The organism is Plantactinospora sp. B5E13, from assembly GCF_039871775.1.
Lineage (GTDB): Bacteria > Actinomycetota > Actinomycetes > Mycobacteriales > Micromonosporaceae > Plantactinospora.
This window is the reverse complement of record NZ_JBDPLT010000004.1, coordinates 68,397-85,313: the sequence shown is the minus strand read 5'-3', so window position 1 is coordinate 85,313 and position 16,917 is coordinate 68,397. Positions and strand designations below refer to the sequence as shown.

The 16,917-nt window shown below is 73.0% G+C and carries 19 protein-coding genes and 2 pseudogenes; 9 read left to right on the top strand and 12 right to left on the bottom strand.

What is annotated here, in order from left to right; genetic code table 11:
* Positions 1-15: 15 nt before the first annotated feature.
* Positions 16-927, bottom strand: coding sequence for a TetR family transcriptional regulator (locus ABGB05_RS05580; RefSeq protein WP_347652061.1), 912 nt, complete (start codon positions 925-927; stop codon positions 16-18).
* A 133-nt stretch (positions 928-1,060) separates the two neighbouring features.
* Between ABGB05_RS05580 and ABGB05_RS05575 the strand changes: the two genes are divergently transcribed.
* Entirely contained in the window at positions 1,061-1,984 is a 924-nt protein-coding gene (locus ABGB05_RS05575) for an ABC transporter ATP-binding protein (protein WP_347652059.1), read from the top strand.
* Complete coding sequence (locus tag ABGB05_RS05570; protein ID WP_347652058.1) at positions 1,981-3,609, top strand: anibiotic ABC transporter; 1,629 nt, start codon at positions 1,981-1,983, stop codon at positions 3,607-3,609. The genes ABGB05_RS05575 and ABGB05_RS05570 overlap by 4 nt, the downstream gene beginning before the upstream one ends.
* A 72-nt stretch (positions 3,610-3,681) precedes the next feature.
* Here ABGB05_RS05570 and sigB read toward each other — a convergent pair whose 3' ends face one another.
* Positions 3,682-4,722 (bottom strand): RNA polymerase sigma factor SigB, encoded by a 1,041-nt coding sequence (sigB, locus tag ABGB05_RS05565; RefSeq protein ID WP_347652057.1) that lies wholly within the window; start codon positions 4,720-4,722, stop codon positions 3,682-3,684.
* A 292-nt stretch (positions 4,723-5,014) separates the two neighbouring features.
* Between sigB and ABGB05_RS05560 the strand changes: the two genes are divergently transcribed.
* Entirely contained in the window at positions 5,015-5,803 is a 789-nt protein-coding gene (locus ABGB05_RS05560) for a sporulation protein (protein ID WP_347652056.1), read from the top strand.
* A gap of 95 nt (positions 5,804-5,898) precedes the next feature.
* Here ABGB05_RS05560 and dtd read toward each other — a convergent pair whose 3' ends face one another.
* The 3 genes and pseudogenes from dtd to ABGB05_RS05545 all read right to left on the bottom strand — a co-directional run.
* Positions 5,899-6,321 carry a D-aminoacyl-tRNA deacylase gene (gene dtd, locus ABGB05_RS05555; protein ID WP_347652055.1) on the bottom strand — a complete coding sequence of 141 codons (423 nt, stop codon included), beginning with the start codon at positions 6,319-6,321 and terminating at the stop codon, positions 5,899-5,901.
* Positions 6,322-6,326: 5 nt separating this feature from the next.
* Positions 6,327-7,811 carry a methyltransferase gene (locus tag ABGB05_RS05550; protein WP_347652053.1) on the bottom strand — a complete coding sequence of 495 codons (1,485 nt, stop codon included), beginning with the start codon at positions 7,809-7,811 and terminating at the stop codon, positions 6,327-6,329.
* A 215-nt stretch (positions 7,812-8,026) separates the two neighbouring features.
* Positions 8,027-8,197, bottom strand: a pseudogene (locus ABGB05_RS05545) (lytic polysaccharide monooxygenase); the annotation flags it as partial.
* 36 nt (positions 8,198-8,233) lie between these two features.
* Here ABGB05_RS05545 and ABGB05_RS05540 point away from each other — a divergent pair.
* A pseudogene (locus ABGB05_RS05540) lies at positions 8,234-8,940 on the top strand (SUMF1/EgtB/PvdO family nonheme iron enzyme).
* Positions 8,941-8,986: 46 nt separating this feature from the next.
* On the opposite strand, the gene ABGB05_RS05535 reads toward ABGB05_RS05540, so the two are convergent.
* The 3 genes from ABGB05_RS05535 to ABGB05_RS05525 form a co-directional block, all read right to left on the bottom strand.
* Positions 8,987-9,427: a cupin domain-containing protein gene (locus tag ABGB05_RS05535; RefSeq protein ID WP_347652052.1), complete on the bottom strand. Its 441-nt coding sequence runs from the start codon at positions 9,425-9,427 to the stop codon at positions 8,987-8,989.
* A gap of 231 nt (positions 9,428-9,658) precedes the next feature.
* Positions 9,659-10,243, bottom strand: a complete 585-nt coding sequence (locus tag ABGB05_RS05530; RefSeq protein ID WP_347652051.1) for a hypothetical protein — start codon at positions 10,241-10,243, stop codon at positions 9,659-9,661.
* 383 nt (positions 10,244-10,626) lie between these two features.
* Positions 10,627-11,028, bottom strand: a complete 402-nt coding sequence (locus ABGB05_RS05525; RefSeq protein WP_347652050.1) for a hypothetical protein — start codon at positions 11,026-11,028, stop codon at positions 10,627-10,629.
* A gap of 319 nt (positions 11,029-11,347) precedes the next feature.
* Here ABGB05_RS05525 and ABGB05_RS05520 point away from each other — a divergent pair, with 319 nt between their 5' ends.
* Positions 11,348-11,926 (top strand): HhH-GPD-type base excision DNA repair protein, encoded by a 579-nt coding sequence (locus tag ABGB05_RS05520; protein WP_347652049.1) that lies wholly within the window; start codon positions 11,348-11,350, stop codon positions 11,924-11,926.
* A 139-nt stretch (positions 11,927-12,065) separates the two neighbouring features.
* Here ABGB05_RS05520 and ABGB05_RS05515 read toward each other — a convergent pair whose 3' ends face one another.
* Both ABGB05_RS05515 and ABGB05_RS05510 read right to left on the bottom strand, forming a co-directional pair.
* A complete protein-coding gene (locus ABGB05_RS05515) occupies positions 12,066-12,380 on the bottom strand; it encodes a hypothetical protein (RefSeq protein WP_347652047.1) in 315 nt (104 codons plus the stop codon).
* A gap of 85 nt (positions 12,381-12,465) precedes the next feature.
* On the bottom strand, positions 12,466-12,753 hold the full coding sequence (locus ABGB05_RS05510) for a hypothetical protein (protein ID WP_347652046.1): 288 nt from the start codon (positions 12,751-12,753) through the stop codon (positions 12,466-12,468).
* A gap of 149 nt (positions 12,754-12,902) precedes the next feature.
* Between ABGB05_RS05510 and ABGB05_RS05505 the strand changes: the two genes are divergently transcribed.
* Positions 12,903-13,259: a DUF3099 domain-containing protein gene (locus ABGB05_RS05505; RefSeq protein WP_347652045.1), complete on the top strand. Its 357-nt coding sequence runs from the start codon at positions 12,903-12,905 to the stop codon at positions 13,257-13,259.
* Positions 13,260-13,435: 176 nt separating this feature from the next.
* Positions 13,436-13,810, top strand: a complete 375-nt coding sequence (locus tag ABGB05_RS05500) for a DUF4259 domain-containing protein (protein ID WP_347652044.1) — start codon at positions 13,436-13,438, stop codon at positions 13,808-13,810.
* Positions 13,811-13,835: 25 nt separating this feature from the next.
* On the opposite strand, the gene ABGB05_RS05495 is transcribed toward ABGB05_RS05500, so the two are convergent.
* Together ABGB05_RS05495 and ABGB05_RS05490 are read right to left on the bottom strand one after the other, a co-directional pair.
* Positions 13,836-14,777, bottom strand: coding sequence for a sugar kinase (locus tag ABGB05_RS05495; RefSeq protein ID WP_347652043.1), 942 nt, complete (start codon positions 14,775-14,777; stop codon positions 13,836-13,838).
* Positions 14,774-15,694, bottom strand: coding sequence for a pseudouridine-5'-phosphate glycosidase (locus ABGB05_RS05490; protein ID WP_347652042.1), 921 nt, complete (start codon positions 15,692-15,694; stop codon positions 14,774-14,776). The genes ABGB05_RS05495 and ABGB05_RS05490 overlap by 4 nt, the downstream gene beginning before the upstream one ends.
* A gap of 78 nt (positions 15,695-15,772) precedes the next feature.
* Between ABGB05_RS05490 and ABGB05_RS05485 the strand changes: the two genes are divergently transcribed.
* Positions 15,773-16,048, top strand: a complete 276-nt coding sequence (locus tag ABGB05_RS05485) for a DUF3039 domain-containing protein (protein ID WP_347652041.1) — start codon at positions 15,773-15,775, stop codon at positions 16,046-16,048.
* A gap of 149 nt (positions 16,049-16,197) precedes the next feature.
* Positions 16,198-16,833, top strand: a complete 636-nt coding sequence (locus ABGB05_RS05480) for a TRIC cation channel family protein (RefSeq protein WP_347652040.1) — start codon at positions 16,198-16,200, stop codon at positions 16,831-16,833.
* The last annotated feature ends 84 nt before the right edge of the window (positions 16,834-16,917 follow it).

The following is a 16,917-nucleotide window of genomic DNA, read 5'->3' as shown; positions in this document are numbered from 1 at the left end:
GTCTCAAAATTGTCTTTAAATAGTGTCGAAATCTGTCTCACGGGCCTGCTCGCCGGCTCGCAGGTGCCGGTAGAGGGTGGCCCGGGAGACGCCGAGACCGGCGGCGATCTGGTCGACGGTCTGGGTCCCCTCGGCGTGCAGCGTCCGGGCCGTCCGGATCTGCTCGCCGGTCAACGCCCGGGGCCGGCCGGCCACACGTCGCCCGACCCGGACCCGCTCCGGCCGTACCCGGTCGGAGACGGTGGGTGCCGGATCGGGTGTCCGCCGGGATCCGCCCGGGAGGCCCGCCGCCGGCGAGTGGGCGCCGGCCGGCGTACCGGTGTCGGTTCCGGTGTGGACGGGCGGATCGTCGGGGTCCGGCGGGCGGTCCGCCGGACCGGGCGGGGCCTCGCCGAGCACCCGGGCCACCCCGTCCAGCATCTCCGCGCGCAGCACCTCGTCCGGTACGTCGGCGAAGAAGACGATCGGGTCGCTGAGCATCGCCGTGGCCTGCACCGCGCGGATCCGTTCGCTCCGGGTCGCGCCCGGCCCGGCGACCAGGTCGTACGCCTCCATGGCGACCCGCATGATCCGGGTGAACGCACTGCCGCTACGGAGCATGGCCAGGTCGTGGAAGAGCATGCCGAGTGGCCGGCGGTGGGTGAGCAGGGTGTCCAGCCAGCCCTCGAGCATCGCCCAGCGGGCCGCCGGCCAGGGCAGTCGGGCCGCCCGCGCCAGGACCGACTCCAGGTCGGAGACGAGCGGCTCGATGAGCGCCACCAGCAGGTGCTCCTTGGCGGGGAAGTGGTAGAGCACCCCCGCCTTGGTCAGGTCGAGCCGCTCGGCGATCTCCCGCAGCGAGGTGCGCTGGTAGCCCCGGGTGGCGAACAGGTCGAGCGCGGCCTGCAGGATCCGGCCACGGGTGTCCAGGCTGGGAGCGCCGTCCATCCGTGCAGCGTATCGGCTCCTGACCGGCGATCAGAAATCCGTCACGACTTGCCCTACCATCGGTCAGTACACTGTGGGGCGACCCACGTCGTCCCGCAGGCGACGACGTGAACGGCACTAGTGAGGGGGCGTCATGACCGCGATCTCGGTGGCCGGCCTGGTGAAGACCTTCGGAGCCACCCGCGCGCTGGACGGGCTCGACCTGACCGTCCGGACCGGCGAGGTGCACGGGTTCCTCGGGCCCAACGGGGCGGGCAAGTCCACCACGATCCGGATCCTGCTCGGACTGCTGCGTCGGGACGCGGGCGAGGTCAGCGTGCTGGGGGGTGACCCGTGGCGCGAGGCCGTGCCGCTGCACCGCAGGTTGGCGTACGTGCCCGGCGACGTCAACCTCTGGCCGAACCTCTCCGGCGGCGAGGCGATCGACCTGTTCGGCGCGCTGCGCGGCGGGCTCGACCGGAAACGTCGCGACGAACTGCTGGCCCGGTTCGACCTCGACCCGACCAAGAGGTGCCGCACCTACTCGAAGGGCAACCGGCAGAAGGTGGCCATCGTCGCCGCCTTCGCCTCCGATGTGGAACTGCTCGTCCTCGACGAGCCGACCTCCGGCCTGGACCCGCTGATGGAGGCGGTGTTCCGGGAGTACGTCCGGGATCTGCGGGACGCCGGGCGTACCGTGCTGCTCTCCAGCCACGTGATGTCCGAGGTCGAGGCGCTCTGCGACCGGGTCAGCATCATCCGGGCCGGCCGGACCGTCGAGTCCGGCACCCTCACCGAACTGCGTCACCTGACCCGTACGCCGATGACGGTGCAGAGCGACCGGCCGATCGACGGGCTCGCCGACCTGCCCGGCGTGTCCGCGGTGACGGTCACCGGGACGACCACCCGGTTCGAGGTCGAGTCCGGCACGCTGGACCCGGTGCTGCGGCACCTCGCCCAGTTCGGCGTACGGACGCTGACCAGCACCCCGCCGACCCTCGAGGAACTCTTCATGCGGCACTACGGCGAGGACTCCGCCGCCGCCGGAGCACGGCCGGTGGCGGCGGGTGCCCGGTGAACGGCTTCACCGGCACTCCGCGACTGACCCGGCTCGCCGTCCGCCGCGACCGGGTGAAGCTCCTGGTCTGGTTGGTGGCCGTGCCCGGGGTGGGGGCGGCCGTCCTGCAGAGTGTCGTCAGCATCTACGCCACCGAGCAGGACCGTCTGCTCTACGCCACCAGCAGCGCGGCCAGTGTGGTCGCCCGGGCGTTCAACGGACCCGCCTCCGGGCCGAGCCTCGGCGCGGTGGTCAACGCCGAGGCGTACACCAGTCTGGCCGTGCTCGCCGCGTTGCTCAGCACCTTCGCGGTGGTCCGGCACACCCGGCAGAACGAGGAGACCGGACGCGCCGAACTGCTCGGCTCGGCGGTGGTCGGCCGGTACGCCCCGCTCACCGCCGCCCTGCTCGGTACGGTGGCGGCGAACCTGCTCAGCGGCGTGCTGCTGGCGGCCGTCCTGGTCGGGGGTGACCTGCCGGTGGCCGGCTCGGTGGCGCTCGCCGCCGCGATCGCCGGGATCGGCATCGCCTTCGCCGCCGTCGCGGCGGTGGCCGCCCAGGTCTCCGGTACGGCACGCGGGGCCAACGGCCTCGCCGCGGCCACCGTCGGCCTCGCCTTCCTGCTCCGGGCCGCCGGCGACGCCTGGGGTGAGGTGTCCGTGGACGGGTTGCGGGTGACCAGTGCCTGGCCCTCCTGGCTCTCCCCGTTCGGCTGGGCAAACCAGGTCCGCCCCTACGACGCCGACCGCTGGTGGGTGCTGGGGCTGACCGCCGCCTTCACGGTCGCCGCGGTCGGGGTGGCTTTCCTGCTCACCAGCCGGCGGGACCTCGGCAGCGGGCTGCTGGCCGTCCGACGTGGACCGGCGGGCGCGTCCGCCGCCCTGCTCAGCCCGGTGGGCCTGGCCTGGCGGCTGCAGCGTGGCGTCCTGCTCGGCTGGGCGGTCGGGGTCGCGGTGATGGGACTGGCGATGGGGTCGGTCGGCAACGAACTGGAGAGCTTTGTCGGCGAGAACGAGACGGCCGCCGAGTTGATCGCCCAACTCGGCGGTACGGACCGACTGGTCGACGCCTTTCTCGGCGCGATGATGGGAATGTTCGCCCTGGCGGTCGGCGGTTACGCGACGCAGGCGGTCCTTCGGCTGCGTGGCGAGGAGGCGGCCGGAACGGTGGAGGGTGTGCTCGCCACCGCGGTCAGCCGGCCCCGCTGGCTGCTCAGCCACCTGGCCTGCGCCGCGTTCGGCACGGTCGGGCTGCTGGCGCTCGCCGGCGCGGCCACCGGACTCGGTTACGGGCTGGTCGCCGACGACGTGCCGGGCCAGGTGGGCCGGCTCACCGTCGCCGGACTGGTCCAGGCGCCGGCCGTCCTGGTGCTGGCCGGGCTGGCGGTGGTGCTGTTCGGACTGCTGCCCCGCTGGTCGGTGGCGCTCTCCTGGGCGGCGCTGCTGCTCTGCGTCCTGTTCGGGCAACTCGGTGCGCTGCTGGAGTTGCCCCAGTCGGTGCTGAACGTCTCGCCCTTCACCCACCTGCCGGTGGTGCCGGCCGAGGACCCGGCGGCCACACCGCTGGTGGTGCTGTCGCTGGTGGCGGTCGGACTGCTCGGCGCGGGGCTGGCCGCGTTCCGCCGCCGGGACCTGGCCATCGGCTGAGCAGTCCGGACGCGGCGGAGCCCGGTCACCAGGACTGGTGACCGGGCTCCGCCGGACGGTTTGTGGGCCGGGTCAGCCCGCGTAGGCCTCCAGGCGTTCCGCCCGGGACGGGTGACGCAGCTTGAGCAGCGTTACCTTTTCGATCTGACGGATCCGTTCCCGGGAGAGCCCGAACTCCCGGCCCACCTCGTCGAGGGTGCGCTGCCGGCCGTCGTCGAGACCGAACCGGAGCCGGATCACCGCCTGCTCACGGTGGGAGAGGGTGGCCAGCACGATCTCCACCTCGTTGCGGAGCTGCCCCTGGGAGACCGCGTCGCCGGGTTCGTCGCGCGGGTCGACCGCGGCGACGAAGTCACCGAGCGCGCTCTCGCCGTCCTCACCGACCGCCTGGTCCAGGCTCACCGGCTCGCGGTCGTACGAGATCAGTTCGATCACCTGGAACTCCGGCACGCCCAGCGCGGCGGCGACCTCGGCGACGGTGGGTTCCCGGCCGAGCGTGGTGGCCAGGTCACGGCGGGTCCGGACCATCCGGTTGACCTGCTCGACCATGTGCACCGGGATGCGGATGGTGCGGGCCTGGTCGGCCATGGCCCGGGTGATCGCCTGGCGGATCCACCAGGTGGCGTAGGTGGAGAACTTGTAGCCCTTGGTGTAGTCGAACTTCTCGACCGCGCGGATCAGGCCGAGGTTGCCCTCCTGGATCAGGTCGAGGAAGGCCATGCCCCGCCCGGTGTACCGCTTGGCGATGCTGACCACCAGCCGCAGGTTCGCCTCCAGCAGGTGGTTCTTGGCGGCCCGGCCCTGCGCCGCGATCGTCGCCAGGTCGGCACGCAGGTCGGCGGTCAGCGGCTGCTCGGCGACCAGCTTCTCCTCGGCGTACAGTCCAGCCTCGATGCGCCGGGCCAGCTCCACCTCCTCGACGGCGGTGAGCAGTTTGGTCCGGCCGATCCCGTTGAGGTACGCCCGGACCAGGTCGGCGGAGGCGCCGCGCTCGTCGGTGGCGTCGAGGTCGACCAAGGGCTGGCCGGCGACACCCTCGTGGGCCGACTCTTTATCGGATCCGGCCGCGCCGGCCGGGTGAAGCTCGCTGCCGTTGTTGCGCATGACCATCATCTGTCGCCTCCCCGCTTCGACAAAGTGGCGCGTCCCAGCGGACAACCGCGCTGGTGACACCTAGCTTGGCGGGTAGGGCGTGAAGCCGAGGTGAGGAGATCGTCCGGATGGCATGAATCCGGGAGTTGGCGAGCGACGATTTGCCGGAAGTCTCAGCTTTTGTCGCGACCGGCGGCTGACGCCGGCCCGGCCCAGGCTTGCCAGCTGACGCTAACGTGCCAGCGGTCGGGCGGACGCCGAAGCTGGGACGGGCGTCCGGAGCGCGGACGACGGACCATGGACGGAGGAGACGATGGTCTTCAAGCGGTTGATGCAGGCGCTGGGGGTCGGCGGCCCGTCGGTGGAGACGGTGCTGGCCAACCCCAACTGCCGGCCGGGCGGATATCTCGAGGGCCAGATCCACGTCGCCGGCGGCGACCACCCGGTCGACATCTCCTACGTCTCACTGGGCCTGGTCACCCGGGTCGAGGTGGAGGGCGGCGACGCCGAGTACGACACCACCCAGGAGTTCCACCGCAAACAGGCGGTCGGTGCGTTCCGACTCGACGCCGGCGAACGCCGGGACATCCCGTTCCGCTTCGAGGTGCCGTGGGAGACCCCGATCACCGAGGTCGCCGGCCAGCATCTGCACGGCATGACGATGGGCCTGCGGACCGAACTCGAGGTGGCCCGGGCGGTGGACAAGGGGGACCTCGACCCGGTGGCGGTCTATCCGCTCCCGGCCCAGGAACAGATCATCGCGGCCCTGCTCCGGCTCGGCTTCCGGTTCAGCCGGGCCGACGTCGAACGCGGGCACATCTACGGCGTACGCCAGACGCTGCCGTTCTACCAGGAGATCGAGTTCTATCCCGGCCCGCAGTACGCCGGGGCGATCAACCAGTTGGAGCTGACCTTCGTCGCCACCCCGCAGGAGCTGCAGATCGTGTTGGAGATCGACAAGCGGGGCGGCCTGTTCACCGAGGGACGCGACGCGTTCGGCCGGTTCAGCGTCGACTACGCGCTGGTGGACCGGACCGACTGGGCGACCGAACTCGACGGCTGGCTGCGGCAGTCCCTGCGCAAGCGCGGCCTGTTCCACTGAGCGGCCTGTTCCACTGCGCGGTGCGTCCGTCGGCCGGCGAACCCGGCCGGCGAACCCGGCCGGCGAACCCGGCCGGCGGACGGACGCACCGGAGGTCAGAGATCGAGCAGCACCGTACGGGGACCGACGTTCACGCTCTCGACCAACATCTGGGCCCGGAACCGGCCGGTCTCCACGGTGGCGCCCCGGGCACGTAGCGCCTCGACGACCGCGGTCACCAACGGCTCGGCCACCTCGGCCGGGGCCGCCGCGGTCCAGCTCGGTCGCCGCCCCTTGCGGGCGTCCCCGTACAGGGTGAACTGGCTGACCAGCAGGATCGGTGCCCCGGTCTCCGCGGCCGACCGGTCGTCGTCCAGGACTCGCAGCTCGTGCACCTTCCGGGCCATCGTCGCGGCGGTTTCCACGCTGTCGGAATGGGTCACCCCGAGCAGCACCAGCAGGCCGTCGGAGATCTCCCCGACCACCGCACCGTCCACCGTCACCCTGCCCCGGCTGACCGTCTGCACCACCGCACGCACGGCGGTCAGTCTGCCACGGGTGCCAGGAAGCCCCGCTCGACGAGGTGTCCGATGATCGGTGCGGCCACGTCGGCGAGATCCTCGGCCGGTACGTCGTGCGCGAGCGCCAGCACCGCGAGCTGATCACGCAGCGGCACCTGACCGTTGGCGCCACCGACCAGGGCGAGCACCAGCGGGTCGATCTCCTCGGTCCAGCGCAACCCGTGCGACATGGCGAGCACCTGCCGGTCCACCACCCAGTCGTCGTCGCCCATCGTCGCCTCCTGGCGCAGCTGCAGCCCGTCCGCCGCCCGGAACCGGGTGCCCAGCAGCGTCGTGTCGTCCTGGGCGCGCAGCCAGTCCTGCCGGTCGAACCAGCCGGCGATCTGGTCGCCCAACGGCGGCTCCACCTGCTGGCGCAGGTCCTCGACCCGGACCACCGGGTCGTCGTGTCCGGCCCGGCGCAGGCTGACCAGCCCGAACCCGACCGCCTCCACCTTCTGCGCGTCGAACCAGTCCAGCCAGGCGGCCGCCCGGTGCGGGTCGGCGGTCTCGCTCGCGTCGGAGAGCCACAGGTTGACGTACGCCATCGGGTCGGCGACCTCGCGCTGGATGACCCAGGCGTCCAGGCCGGTACCGGCGAACCAGCCCGCCACCCGCTCGCCCCAGTCCTCACCGGTCACGTGCAGCCAGTTGGCCAGGTACTGCATGGTGCCACCCTCGGTGAGCAGGTTCGGCGCGGCGGCGGCCAGTTCCGCCGCCACACCGTCGCCGACCCGTCCCGAGTCCCGGTAGCTGTGGGTCGTCGTACCGGGGCCGACCACGAACGGCGGGTTGCTCACCACCAGGTCGAACCGGCGGCCGGCCACCGGCGCGACCAGGTCGCCCCGGAGCAGTTCCCACCGCTGTCCGTTCAGCGCCGCGGTGGTCGCGGCGAAACGCAGCGAGCGTTCGGAGACGTCCGTCGCGGTGACCGAGCTGGCGTGGGTGGTCAGGTGCAGGGCCTGGACGCCGCTGCCGGTGCCGAGGTCCAGGGCGGTGCCGACGGGACGTCGGATCGTCGCACCCACCAGGGTGGTGGTCGCCCCGCCGACTCCCAGGACGTGGTCCGGCGCCAGCGGCTGGCCGGGCCGGGCGCTCGCCGGCACGTCGGACAGCACCCACCAGGAGTCGCCGTACGGCTCCAGGTCGACGCCCTGTCGCAGCCCGTCACCGGACGGTTCGACAAGTCCGGCAGCGAGCGCGTCGGCCAGCGGCAGCGGCCCGAGTGCGGCGCGTACCGCCGCCTTCGGCTCGGTCTGACCGCAGACGAAGAGCCGGATCAGCGTGCCGAGCCGGTCCCGGTCCTCGGTGGCCCGCAGAGCGGCCCGGAAGTCGTTGCGGGCCAGGGCGCTGGTCGCCGGTGCACCGAGCCGGCCGGCGATCCCGCCCGACGTGTACCCGGCGCTGGTGAGCGCCTCTCGGAGCTGGTCCACCCCAGTGGGGGACAGCAGCATGTCGTCTCCGTCCACGGCGTCCATCCTGCCCGGCGCCGCCGGTGGTCTCGCCCGCAACCCCCGGGGAATCGGTCGGTGATGGCGCGTACCCGGGGTCGGGGACGTCCCTCGCGCCGGTTTCCGGGCGGGCCGGCCGGGACCCGGTGTCGGGTTCCGGCCGGCCCAGGTTGGTCCGTCGCGTCCGTCGCGCGCGCCGGGACCGCTCGGCCGGGCCGAGCGACGGCTGGTCAGAAGGTCACGTCGGAGCAGCCGTAGAAGGTCTCCTGGCTGTCGGAGCGGGTCCATACGGAGTAGATGATGTGGTGACCGCTCTTGCCGGAGGGCAGTCGACCGCTCCAGTAGTAGTGGCCGTCGTTGCTGCCCATGCTGCCGGTTCGGGCGCCGGTCGCGAACCGGGTCACGGTGCGTGGGCGGGGCGTCGGTAGGCTCGCCTGCTGATGGACACGAGCAGCTATCCGGCGACGGACGCCGACGCGGGGACCGACCTGGTCCCGATCCCCGCCGGCCGGGTGACGCTGTCGGACCGCCGGACCCGGCGCAGTTGGTCGGGCGCACTCGCGCCGTACCGGATCGCCGCCGCACCGGTCACCGGAACTGATGCCCGCGTACCGCCCGCCTCACCGGGGAACGCCCGAGCAGTGTCCGGGGCGACCGGCTACCCGTCGAGACCGTCTCCTGGGGGGACGCGGTCCGGTTCTGCAAGGCGCTGTCCCGACGGGACGGACTGACGCCCGCGTGCCGCCCGCACCCCGATGGTGACGGTGCCGACTGGGAGGTGTCCGCCGACGGGTACCGGCTGCCGACCGAGGCCGAGTGGGAACACGCCTGCCGGGCCGGGACCACCGGGCCGCGGTACGGACCGCTCGACAAGATCGCCTGGTACCGCGACAACTCGGCCGGACGGATTCACGAGGTGGCCGGCCGGGCCCCGAACGACTGGGGCCTGTACGACATGCTCGGCAACACCTGGGACTGGTGCTGGGACGTCTACGACGCCGAGGTGTACGGCAGCTACCGGGTGCTGCGCGGTGGCGGCTGGTTCGACGAACACTGGAGTTGCCGGGCCTCGGTGCGGCGACGCAGCCACCCGACGTTCCGGATCGACGACGTCGGCTTCCGGGTGGCGCGTTCGGGCTGGCGTTGACCGGCGTGACGCGCTCCGGCCGGCGCTGACCCCGCGACGCCCACAGTCAGTCGAGTCGGAAGTCGGCGAAGTCGAAGCCGGGTGCGACGACGCAGCTGACCAGCACGGGTTGGTCGCCGGCGGGTTCGGCGGCCTGCCACACGCCGCCCGGGATCAGCACCTGCGGCTGCTCGCCGGCGGCCAGGTCGGTGCCGAGCAGGACCTCGTCCGGTCGCGGGTCGGGTGTTTCCGCCCCACCTGCCAGGCGCAGCCGGAGCGGGCCGCCGGAGTGCCACAGCCACAGCTCGTCGGAGCGGACCACGTGCCAGCGGGACCGCTCGCCCGGATGCAGCAGGAAGTAGATCGCGGTGGCCGCGCTGCGTGGCCCGGGGTAGCCGGCCGGGGTGAAGGTCTGGGCCGACCGCCAGGTCTCCCGGAACCAGCCACCCTCCGGGTGGGGCGCCAGGTCGAGTCGCTCGGCCAGCTCGGGTCGGCTCGGCGTTGTCACGCGTTGGCCTCCACTCGGGTACGGCCGCGGCCGTACCGCCCCGGAGGGTGCCGACCCGGTGCGCTGTGCCGGAGCCGGACCACCTCGGGGTCGTACCGGTCCCGACCATCGGTCCTGGTCCCCGGCGGCCGCCGGAGCCGTGCGGAGTTTATCCGCCGGGTCCGGGTACCCCGGTTGTCCACCCGGCGCCGGCGGGGTGGGCCCGGGGTGCCGGGTCGCGGCGCGGCGGTGTCACAGCCCGGCCGCGGCGTCGTACCGCCGCCGCAGGTCCGTCATCTCCGACTCGGGGAGGGCCTCCTTGAGCGCCTGCGCCTCGTACGGGTCGGGGAACATCTCCCGGAGCCGGTCGACGAACCGGACGTTCTCGGTCGCCTCGACGACCTGGATGCCGGGTGGGTCGGTCGACATGTCCATGATCACTGGACCGACCAGTTTGACCGCCCAGTCCCACGGGCGCTTCTGCTCCGCGATCCCGCACAGGTGGAAGGCGTACACCGTCTTGACGTCGGTGAGGACGGTGGCGGTCGACGGCTCGAAGCCGTACACGTTGATCCCGCAGACCACCGGTGCCTTTTCGCCATCCGCCTGGGCGTTGGCCGCCCCGGTGTGGTGCTGGTGCTGGTGCGCGGACGCGTCGGCCTGTTCGAGTACGCCGCGTATCTGGGCGGTGAGCTGGGCCTTCAGGTCCGCCGGACGGGCCTTCGAACCGGCGGTGTTGACCAGTACGACCGCGGTGGCGGACGCCGCCAGCAGGATGACCCCCACCCACACGAAGCGGTTGCGGTACCACCCCGCGAAACTGCTACGGGAAAACATGATCGTGCCTCACCTCGCCGGTCTGGTCAGAACGTCGGTCCGGACGGGTCCGATTCGGATCCGCGTCCGGCTGGTGCTGGTGCCCGGAGGTGTGCCGTCGCGTGCTTCGCCGCCAGGGAGGCCGGGGGCCGTCACCCCGCACCGGACCCTGTCGACGGATGGACGGTGTCGACCGGCCGGCGGTGCCGATGGGCAGGGCGGTGCCGACGGGCAGGGCTGTGCCGATCAGGCGCTGGTGGTTGCTCCCGGTGGTGGCCGTTCCCAGTGTGGTTGCCCCCGCACTGCGGCGATATGAGCCATTCCAACACGGCGCGCCCGGCTCCGGCAACATCGACCGTTGTCGTGCCGCGGATCTCCCGGACCGAGCCGGCGTGCCCGGCGGGTCAGGTGGTGGACGACGGGCGGGTCGCCGGATGCTGGGTGGCGCCGACCAGCGACAGCAGTGCGGACGGCAGGAAGGCGATGCCGAGCCCGCCGAGTGCGAGCAGCAGACCCCAGCCGCCGATGACGACCGCCGCGCCGAGGTCCACGAAGCCCGTCCGCACGCCGAGGCGCTGGGCGAGCGCCGGTATCGCGGCGGCGAGCACCGGTACGCCGAGCAGGAAGGACGCCGCCGACCCGGAGTCGCGTACGGTCAACGGCAGGAGCGCGATGGCGACCAGGATGGTGATCGTCAGTACCGCCCGGCGGAACAGGGGCTGCCGGTCGGCGGGTTGACGGCGCAGGGCCAGCAGGCTGACCGCCACGACGGCGGCCAGGGCGGTGAGCGTGGTCGCGATGATCATTTCTGCTCCGTTCCGGAGAGAGGTGATCTGCGGTCTGGGTCGGGTGTCGTTGTTCTTCCGGGCGAGGCCCTGCTCCCAGGCTACCTGCGGGGGGCCACCGACGGACGGCCTCGTGCCCGGGGTGCGGCTGACCGGCGTCGACCACGTGTCCCGGCGTCGACCACGTGTCCCGGCGTCGACCACGTGTCCCGGCGTCGACCACGACGACGGTCGACCGGTCAGCTGACCGGTCGTCACGGCGCACGCCCGGGGTGCCGCAGGTCACCGCCGGTGGGCGGGTCCTGTCGCCGCCCGGGGGCCGTGGTGACAGCATGTCGCCATGACGCTCTCGCTGCCCATCGCCGCCGAGGCCAACGAACTGCTCCGGCGTAACCCGCTGGCGCTGCTGGTCGGCATGGTGCTCGACCAACAGGTTTCGATGGAGAAGGCCTTCGCCGGCCCGTACGAGCTGACGCGGCGGCTCGGGCACGAACCGGACGCCGCCGAACTCGCCGGTTACGACCCGGAGGCGCTGACCGCGATCTTCGCCGAGCGGCCCGCCCTGCACCGGTTCCCCAAGGCGATGGCGGCCCGGGTGCAGGAGGTCTGCCGAACCCTCGTCGACCAGTACGACGGCGACCCGACCCGGCTGTGGTCCGGGGCGGAGACCGGCGCCGAGCTGCTCAGCCGGCTCACCGGACTGCCCGGGTTCGGCCGGCAGAAGGCGCAGATCTTCCTCGCCCTGCTCGGCAAGCGGTTCGGGGTCCAGCCACCCGGCTGGCGGGAGGCGGCTGGGACGTACGGCGCCGACGGAATCTTCCACTCGGTCGCGGACGTCACCGACGAGGCGTCGTTGGTCCGGGTACGCGAGCACAAGCAGCAGGTGAAAGCCGCCGCCAAGGCCGCCTCGGCCAGCTGACAACGCGCCTCGGCGGCCCGGTGGCGACGTGGGTCAGCGGTGACCGGGTCGAGGGCGGGGCGGCCCGGTGGCGACGCGGGCGACACCGGATCAGCAACACCGGATCAGCAACACCGGGCCGTCCGGCGGGTGTGACGGCTCAGGCGGCGTGCGGGTGGGCGGCGAGTGCGGCCAGCGCACGGCGTACGTCGGCGAGCGAGACGGTCGCGGAGTCGTCGAGGTCGGCCAGCCCCGCCTCGATCCACTGCCGCATCAGGGTGGTGACCCCGATGCCCCGGGCGTCGGCCGCCGCGCGTACCCGTTCGTAGGTGTCCAGCGGCAGTCGTACCGACCGGCTGACCATCGGGACGTCCGTGTCCGGGGTGGGCAGCTCGACCGGTGGCGCGCCGTCGAGCAGATCCGCGACCTGCTCGTCGCCGGAGTGGAACCGCTTCGTCGCGTCGTGTCGATTCATGATCAGCGCCTCCTCGTCATCCTCGTGCCCGGTGCGGGGACCTGGACCTGGTGGGCCGTGGCGTACCCGTCCGGCCTCGGCGGACTCATGCTCGCCGCCGCTGGATCGTCTCCTCGTAGCGCTTGGACTCGATGTCGGTGAGGTCGCGCGCGGAGAGGATGTCCCAGTCGTTGTCGATCTGATCGGCTTCGGCGAGCAGGATCGCCAGCCGTCGCCCGCGCCGTGCGGTCGCGTAGACGACCATCACGTCGTCGCCGAGGTGCCGGATGACCCGGCGCGTGCTGTGCAACGCCTCCCACACCTCGCCGGGGGTGACGTCGTGGACCCTCAGGTTTCCCAACGCCTCGTCGGTGAAGCTGAACCTGCTGCCCACGGGGGGAGCGTACCACGTACGTAACACGCGATGCCGGGGTCAGCGGCTGCCCGTCGCCGTACCCCGACGGAGTGCGAGGATGGGTCGTGGCATCCGGGGACGGAACCGCCTCCACGGACGGGTGCCCAGCAACCCCGGGGAGGACCGCGGTGAAGCGTCAGGCGTACCAGCCGATCCTGATCACCGACGCCTCGCGTAGCCAGGACGACCAGCTGCGGAGCCGTCAGCGTCGGTACATCGTGATGATGGCCATCCGGGCGGTCTGCATCGTCGTCGGTGCCGTCCTGGTCATCGCCAAGGCACCGATGCTCTGGCTCTGGCTGCCGCTCTGCGCGCTCGGCATGGTCCTGATCCCCTGGCTGGCGGTGCTGCTCGCCAACGACCGGCCGCCGAAGGAACAGCACCGGCTGGCCACCCGGCTACGTCGTCGGCACACCGACGAGACCCCACCCCGGGCGCTCGCCGCCGAGGAACGTCCGCACCGGATCATCGACGCCGAGCCCTGACCCGCCGCCGACAGCGCCGCCGGGATATCCGCACCGGGCCGACCGCCGTCCGCCGACCGCGATGCCGGGCCGGGCCGGCACTCCGGGCGACGGGTAGCCTCACCGATCGATGATCGATACCGTCGGCTGGCCGTTCCGGCCCGGGACGGGACCGGGAGCGGTGTGGGGGAGCGATCGTGGGCAACTGGGGTAACGGGAACTTCGACAACGACACCGCGGCGGACCACCTCTCGATGATCACCGACCGTCTGCTGACGGAGATCACCGAGGCGATGTCGGGAGACCCGGGCAAGATCGAGCCGGACGAGTACTGGGGCGTGGCGGTGCCGTGCAACGCCGAACTCCTGTACCAGCTCGCCGAACGGCAGTACGTGGGCGTCATGCTGCCGTCCCCCGAGGTCGCGACCGGATGGAAGCAGCGGTACCTGGAGGTCTGGGACGGCTACATCGACGAACTGGTGTCGTCGGCCGAGCATCAGGCGGCCCGACGCGCCGTACTGGTGGAGACGTTCGACCGGCTGATCGCCGCAGCCCGCCGCGAGGCCGGCTGACCGACGGTTCACAGCCCGCCGGTGCTCAGCGCCCGCCGGTCGCGGTCGGCACCGGACGGGCGCCGACCACCGAGACCGCCACCGCGCCCAGTTCGGCGGCGTGCCGCAGCGCCTCGGCCGGGCCCGCCCCGGCCACCCAGGCCGACAGCAGGCCGGCGGCGAAGGCGTCCCCGGCCCCGGTCACGTCCCGGACCGGCACCCGACGGGCCGCCGACTCGACCACCACCCCGTGCCGTTCGGCCCAGACCGAACCGGCGGCGCCGCTCTTCACCACCGCGTGCCGTACCGCTCCGGTCAGGGAGCGGGCCCGGGCGGCCGGCGAGCCGGGGCCGGTCAGCACAGCCGCCTCGTCCGCGTTGGCGAGCAGCAGGTCGGCGCCGCGTACCCAGGTCAGGAAGGTCGCCGCACCGACCTGGCGCAACGGTGCCGCAGAGGCGGCGTCGACGCTGGTGGTGAGCCCACGTGCGCGCGCCGCGACCAGCGCGCGCAGCCCGGCCCCGCGCGACCCGGCGTCCAGCAACGGGTACGCCGACAGGTGCAGATGCCCCGCGTCGGCCGCCTCGGCCAACGCCGCCGTCACGTCGTCGGGGGTCAGCCGGAGGTTGGCACCCCGCTCGGTCACCATGGTCCGCTCCCCGTCGTGGGTGAGCACGATCACGGTGCCGGTCGGGGTGTCCGGGCAGCGCCGCACCAGGCAGTGCACGCCCAGCCGGGTCAGCTCGGCGAGCCGGGCCTCGCCCTCCCGGTCGGCGCCCACCGCACCGACCAGGGTTACCGGGTGGCCCCGCCAGGCCAGCCAGGCGGCGGTGTTGGCGGCCTGTCCGCCGCCGGTGAACCGGATCCCCGCCGGGGTGTCCGAGCCCGGCGCCAGCGGGTCGGCGAGCACCGCCACCACGTCGGTGACGATGTCGCCCACCACCACGATCCGCGGCGAGGTGGTCCGGTGCCGCCGGGCCGGGGAGGTCATGCCCGGGCGGCGGCCGCGACCGCGATCCGCGCCGCGAGGGCCGCGTTACGCAGGATGATCCTCACGTTCACCGCCAGGCTCGCGCCCTCGGTGGCGGAGTGGAAGTGTGCCAGCAGGAACGGCGTCACCGCCTTGCCGGTGATTCCGTCGGCGGCGAGCCGGGCCAGCCCGGCGGCCAGGGTCCGGTCGTGCAGCGCCGGGTCCAGTTGCTCGTCGGCGGGGAGCGGGTTCGCCACCACCAGGGCGGCCGGCTGCACCCCGTGCGCTGTCCGGGCCGCCAGCACGGCGGCGATCTGCTCCGGTGACTCCACCGCCCAGTCGAGGTCGAACCCGCCGTCGGTGACGAAAAAACCGGGGAAGCGCCGGGTGCGGTAGCCGACCACCGCGACGCCCAGGGTCTCCAGGCGTTCCAGGGTCGCGCCGACGTCGAGGATCGACTTCACCCCGGCGCAGACCACCGCGATCGGAGTGCGGGAGAGGGTGGTCAGGTCGGCCGACTCGTCGAAGGTCTGGGCCGCCTCCCGGTGCACTCCGCCGAGTCCGCCGGTGGCGAAGACCCGGATGCCGGCGGCGGCGGCCACCGCGCTGGTCGCGGCGACCGTGGTGGCCCCGTCCACGCCGGCCGCGGCGGCCACCGCCAGGTCCCGGACGGAGAGCTTCGCCACCCCGTCCGTGCTGGCCAGCCGGGTCAACTGGGCGTCGTCGAGGCCGACGACCAGCTCACCGGCGACCATGCCGATGGTCGCCGGCACCGCGCCGTTGTCCCGTACCGCCTGTTCGATCTCCCGGGCCACCCGCAGGTTGTCCGGGCGGGGCAGCCCGTGCGAGACGATGGTGCTCTCACAGGCGACAACCGGGCGGCCCGCCCGCAGTGCCTCGGCGACCTCGGCGCCGTACCGGATCTGGAAGTCGTTCACGGTCGCCTACCGTACGCGCGGCCCCGGCGGGCGCCTCTTCCGGTGGACCGTGCGGCGGTGACCTGCAAGACTGGACGGGTGAGTACACCCGTCGCCCCCCAGAGCAGTGGCAGCATCCTCGAACGGCCCGTCGAGCGTCCGCTCGAGCACGGCGACCACGAGCGTTTCGCGCACTACACCGCCAAGGACAAGCTGACCGAGGCTCTCGTGCTCGGCACACCGGTCAAGGCGCTCTGCGGCAAGGTGTGGGTTCCGTCGCGTGATCCGAGTCGCTTTCCGGTCTGCCCGGAGTGCAAGGAGATCTTCGAGGACAACAACCGGTTCTTCGACCCGAAGCCGGATCCGCAGCAGTAGTTCCCGCCCCACACCGTGGTCCGGGTCGGGGCGACCCGGCCCGGCGCGGGGGCGGACGGCGGCGGTCCGTGGCCGGGGCGTCCGGCCGGACCGGTCGCCGGGAGTCGTCCCGGTGGCCGTCGTGACGGGTACGTCGTAGCCTCCATCCGGTGACCGCCTCGACCGCCCTGCTCCTCGCCGACCTGCTCGGCGTCACCGTCTTCGCCGCCTCCGGCGCGTCGGCGGCGGTGGCCAAGCGGCTCGATCTCTTCGGGGTGACCCTCGTCGGCTTTGTCGCCGCCCTGGGCGGTGGGATCCTGCGCGACCTGGTGATCGGCGAGACCCCGCCGCTGGCCTTCGCCGACTGGCGGTACGCGGCGACCGCGGCGGTCAGCTCCGTCGCCGTCTTCTGGCTCCACCCGCAGTTCAACCGGCTGCGGGCCGCGGTCCTGGTGCTCGACGCGGCCGGACTGGCCCTCTTCACCGTCACCGGTACCCTGGCCGCGCTCACCGTCGGCGTGCCGGCGGTCGGCGCCTGCCTGGTCGGCATGATCACCGGGATCGGCGGTGGTCTCGGCCGGGACCTGCTCACCGGGGAGATCCCGGTGGTGCTGCGCCGGGAGATCTACGCGGTGGCGGCCCTGGCCGGCGCGGTGGTCGTGGTGCTGCTGGACCGGACCGGCCTGGCCGGTCCCGGGCCGCTGGTCACCGCCGCCGTGATGATTTTTGTGGTCCGGCTGGTGGCGCTGCGTCGCCGCTGGTCCGCTCCGGTCGCCGCGGACCGGAGCGGCCGGTCGCCGCGGTGACCGGTGTGCCGTTGGTGTCGCCTGGGTCACGGGGTGCCGGCTGGTTATGCTGATACGGCCTTCGCGCGCGTACCGGCCGCGGAG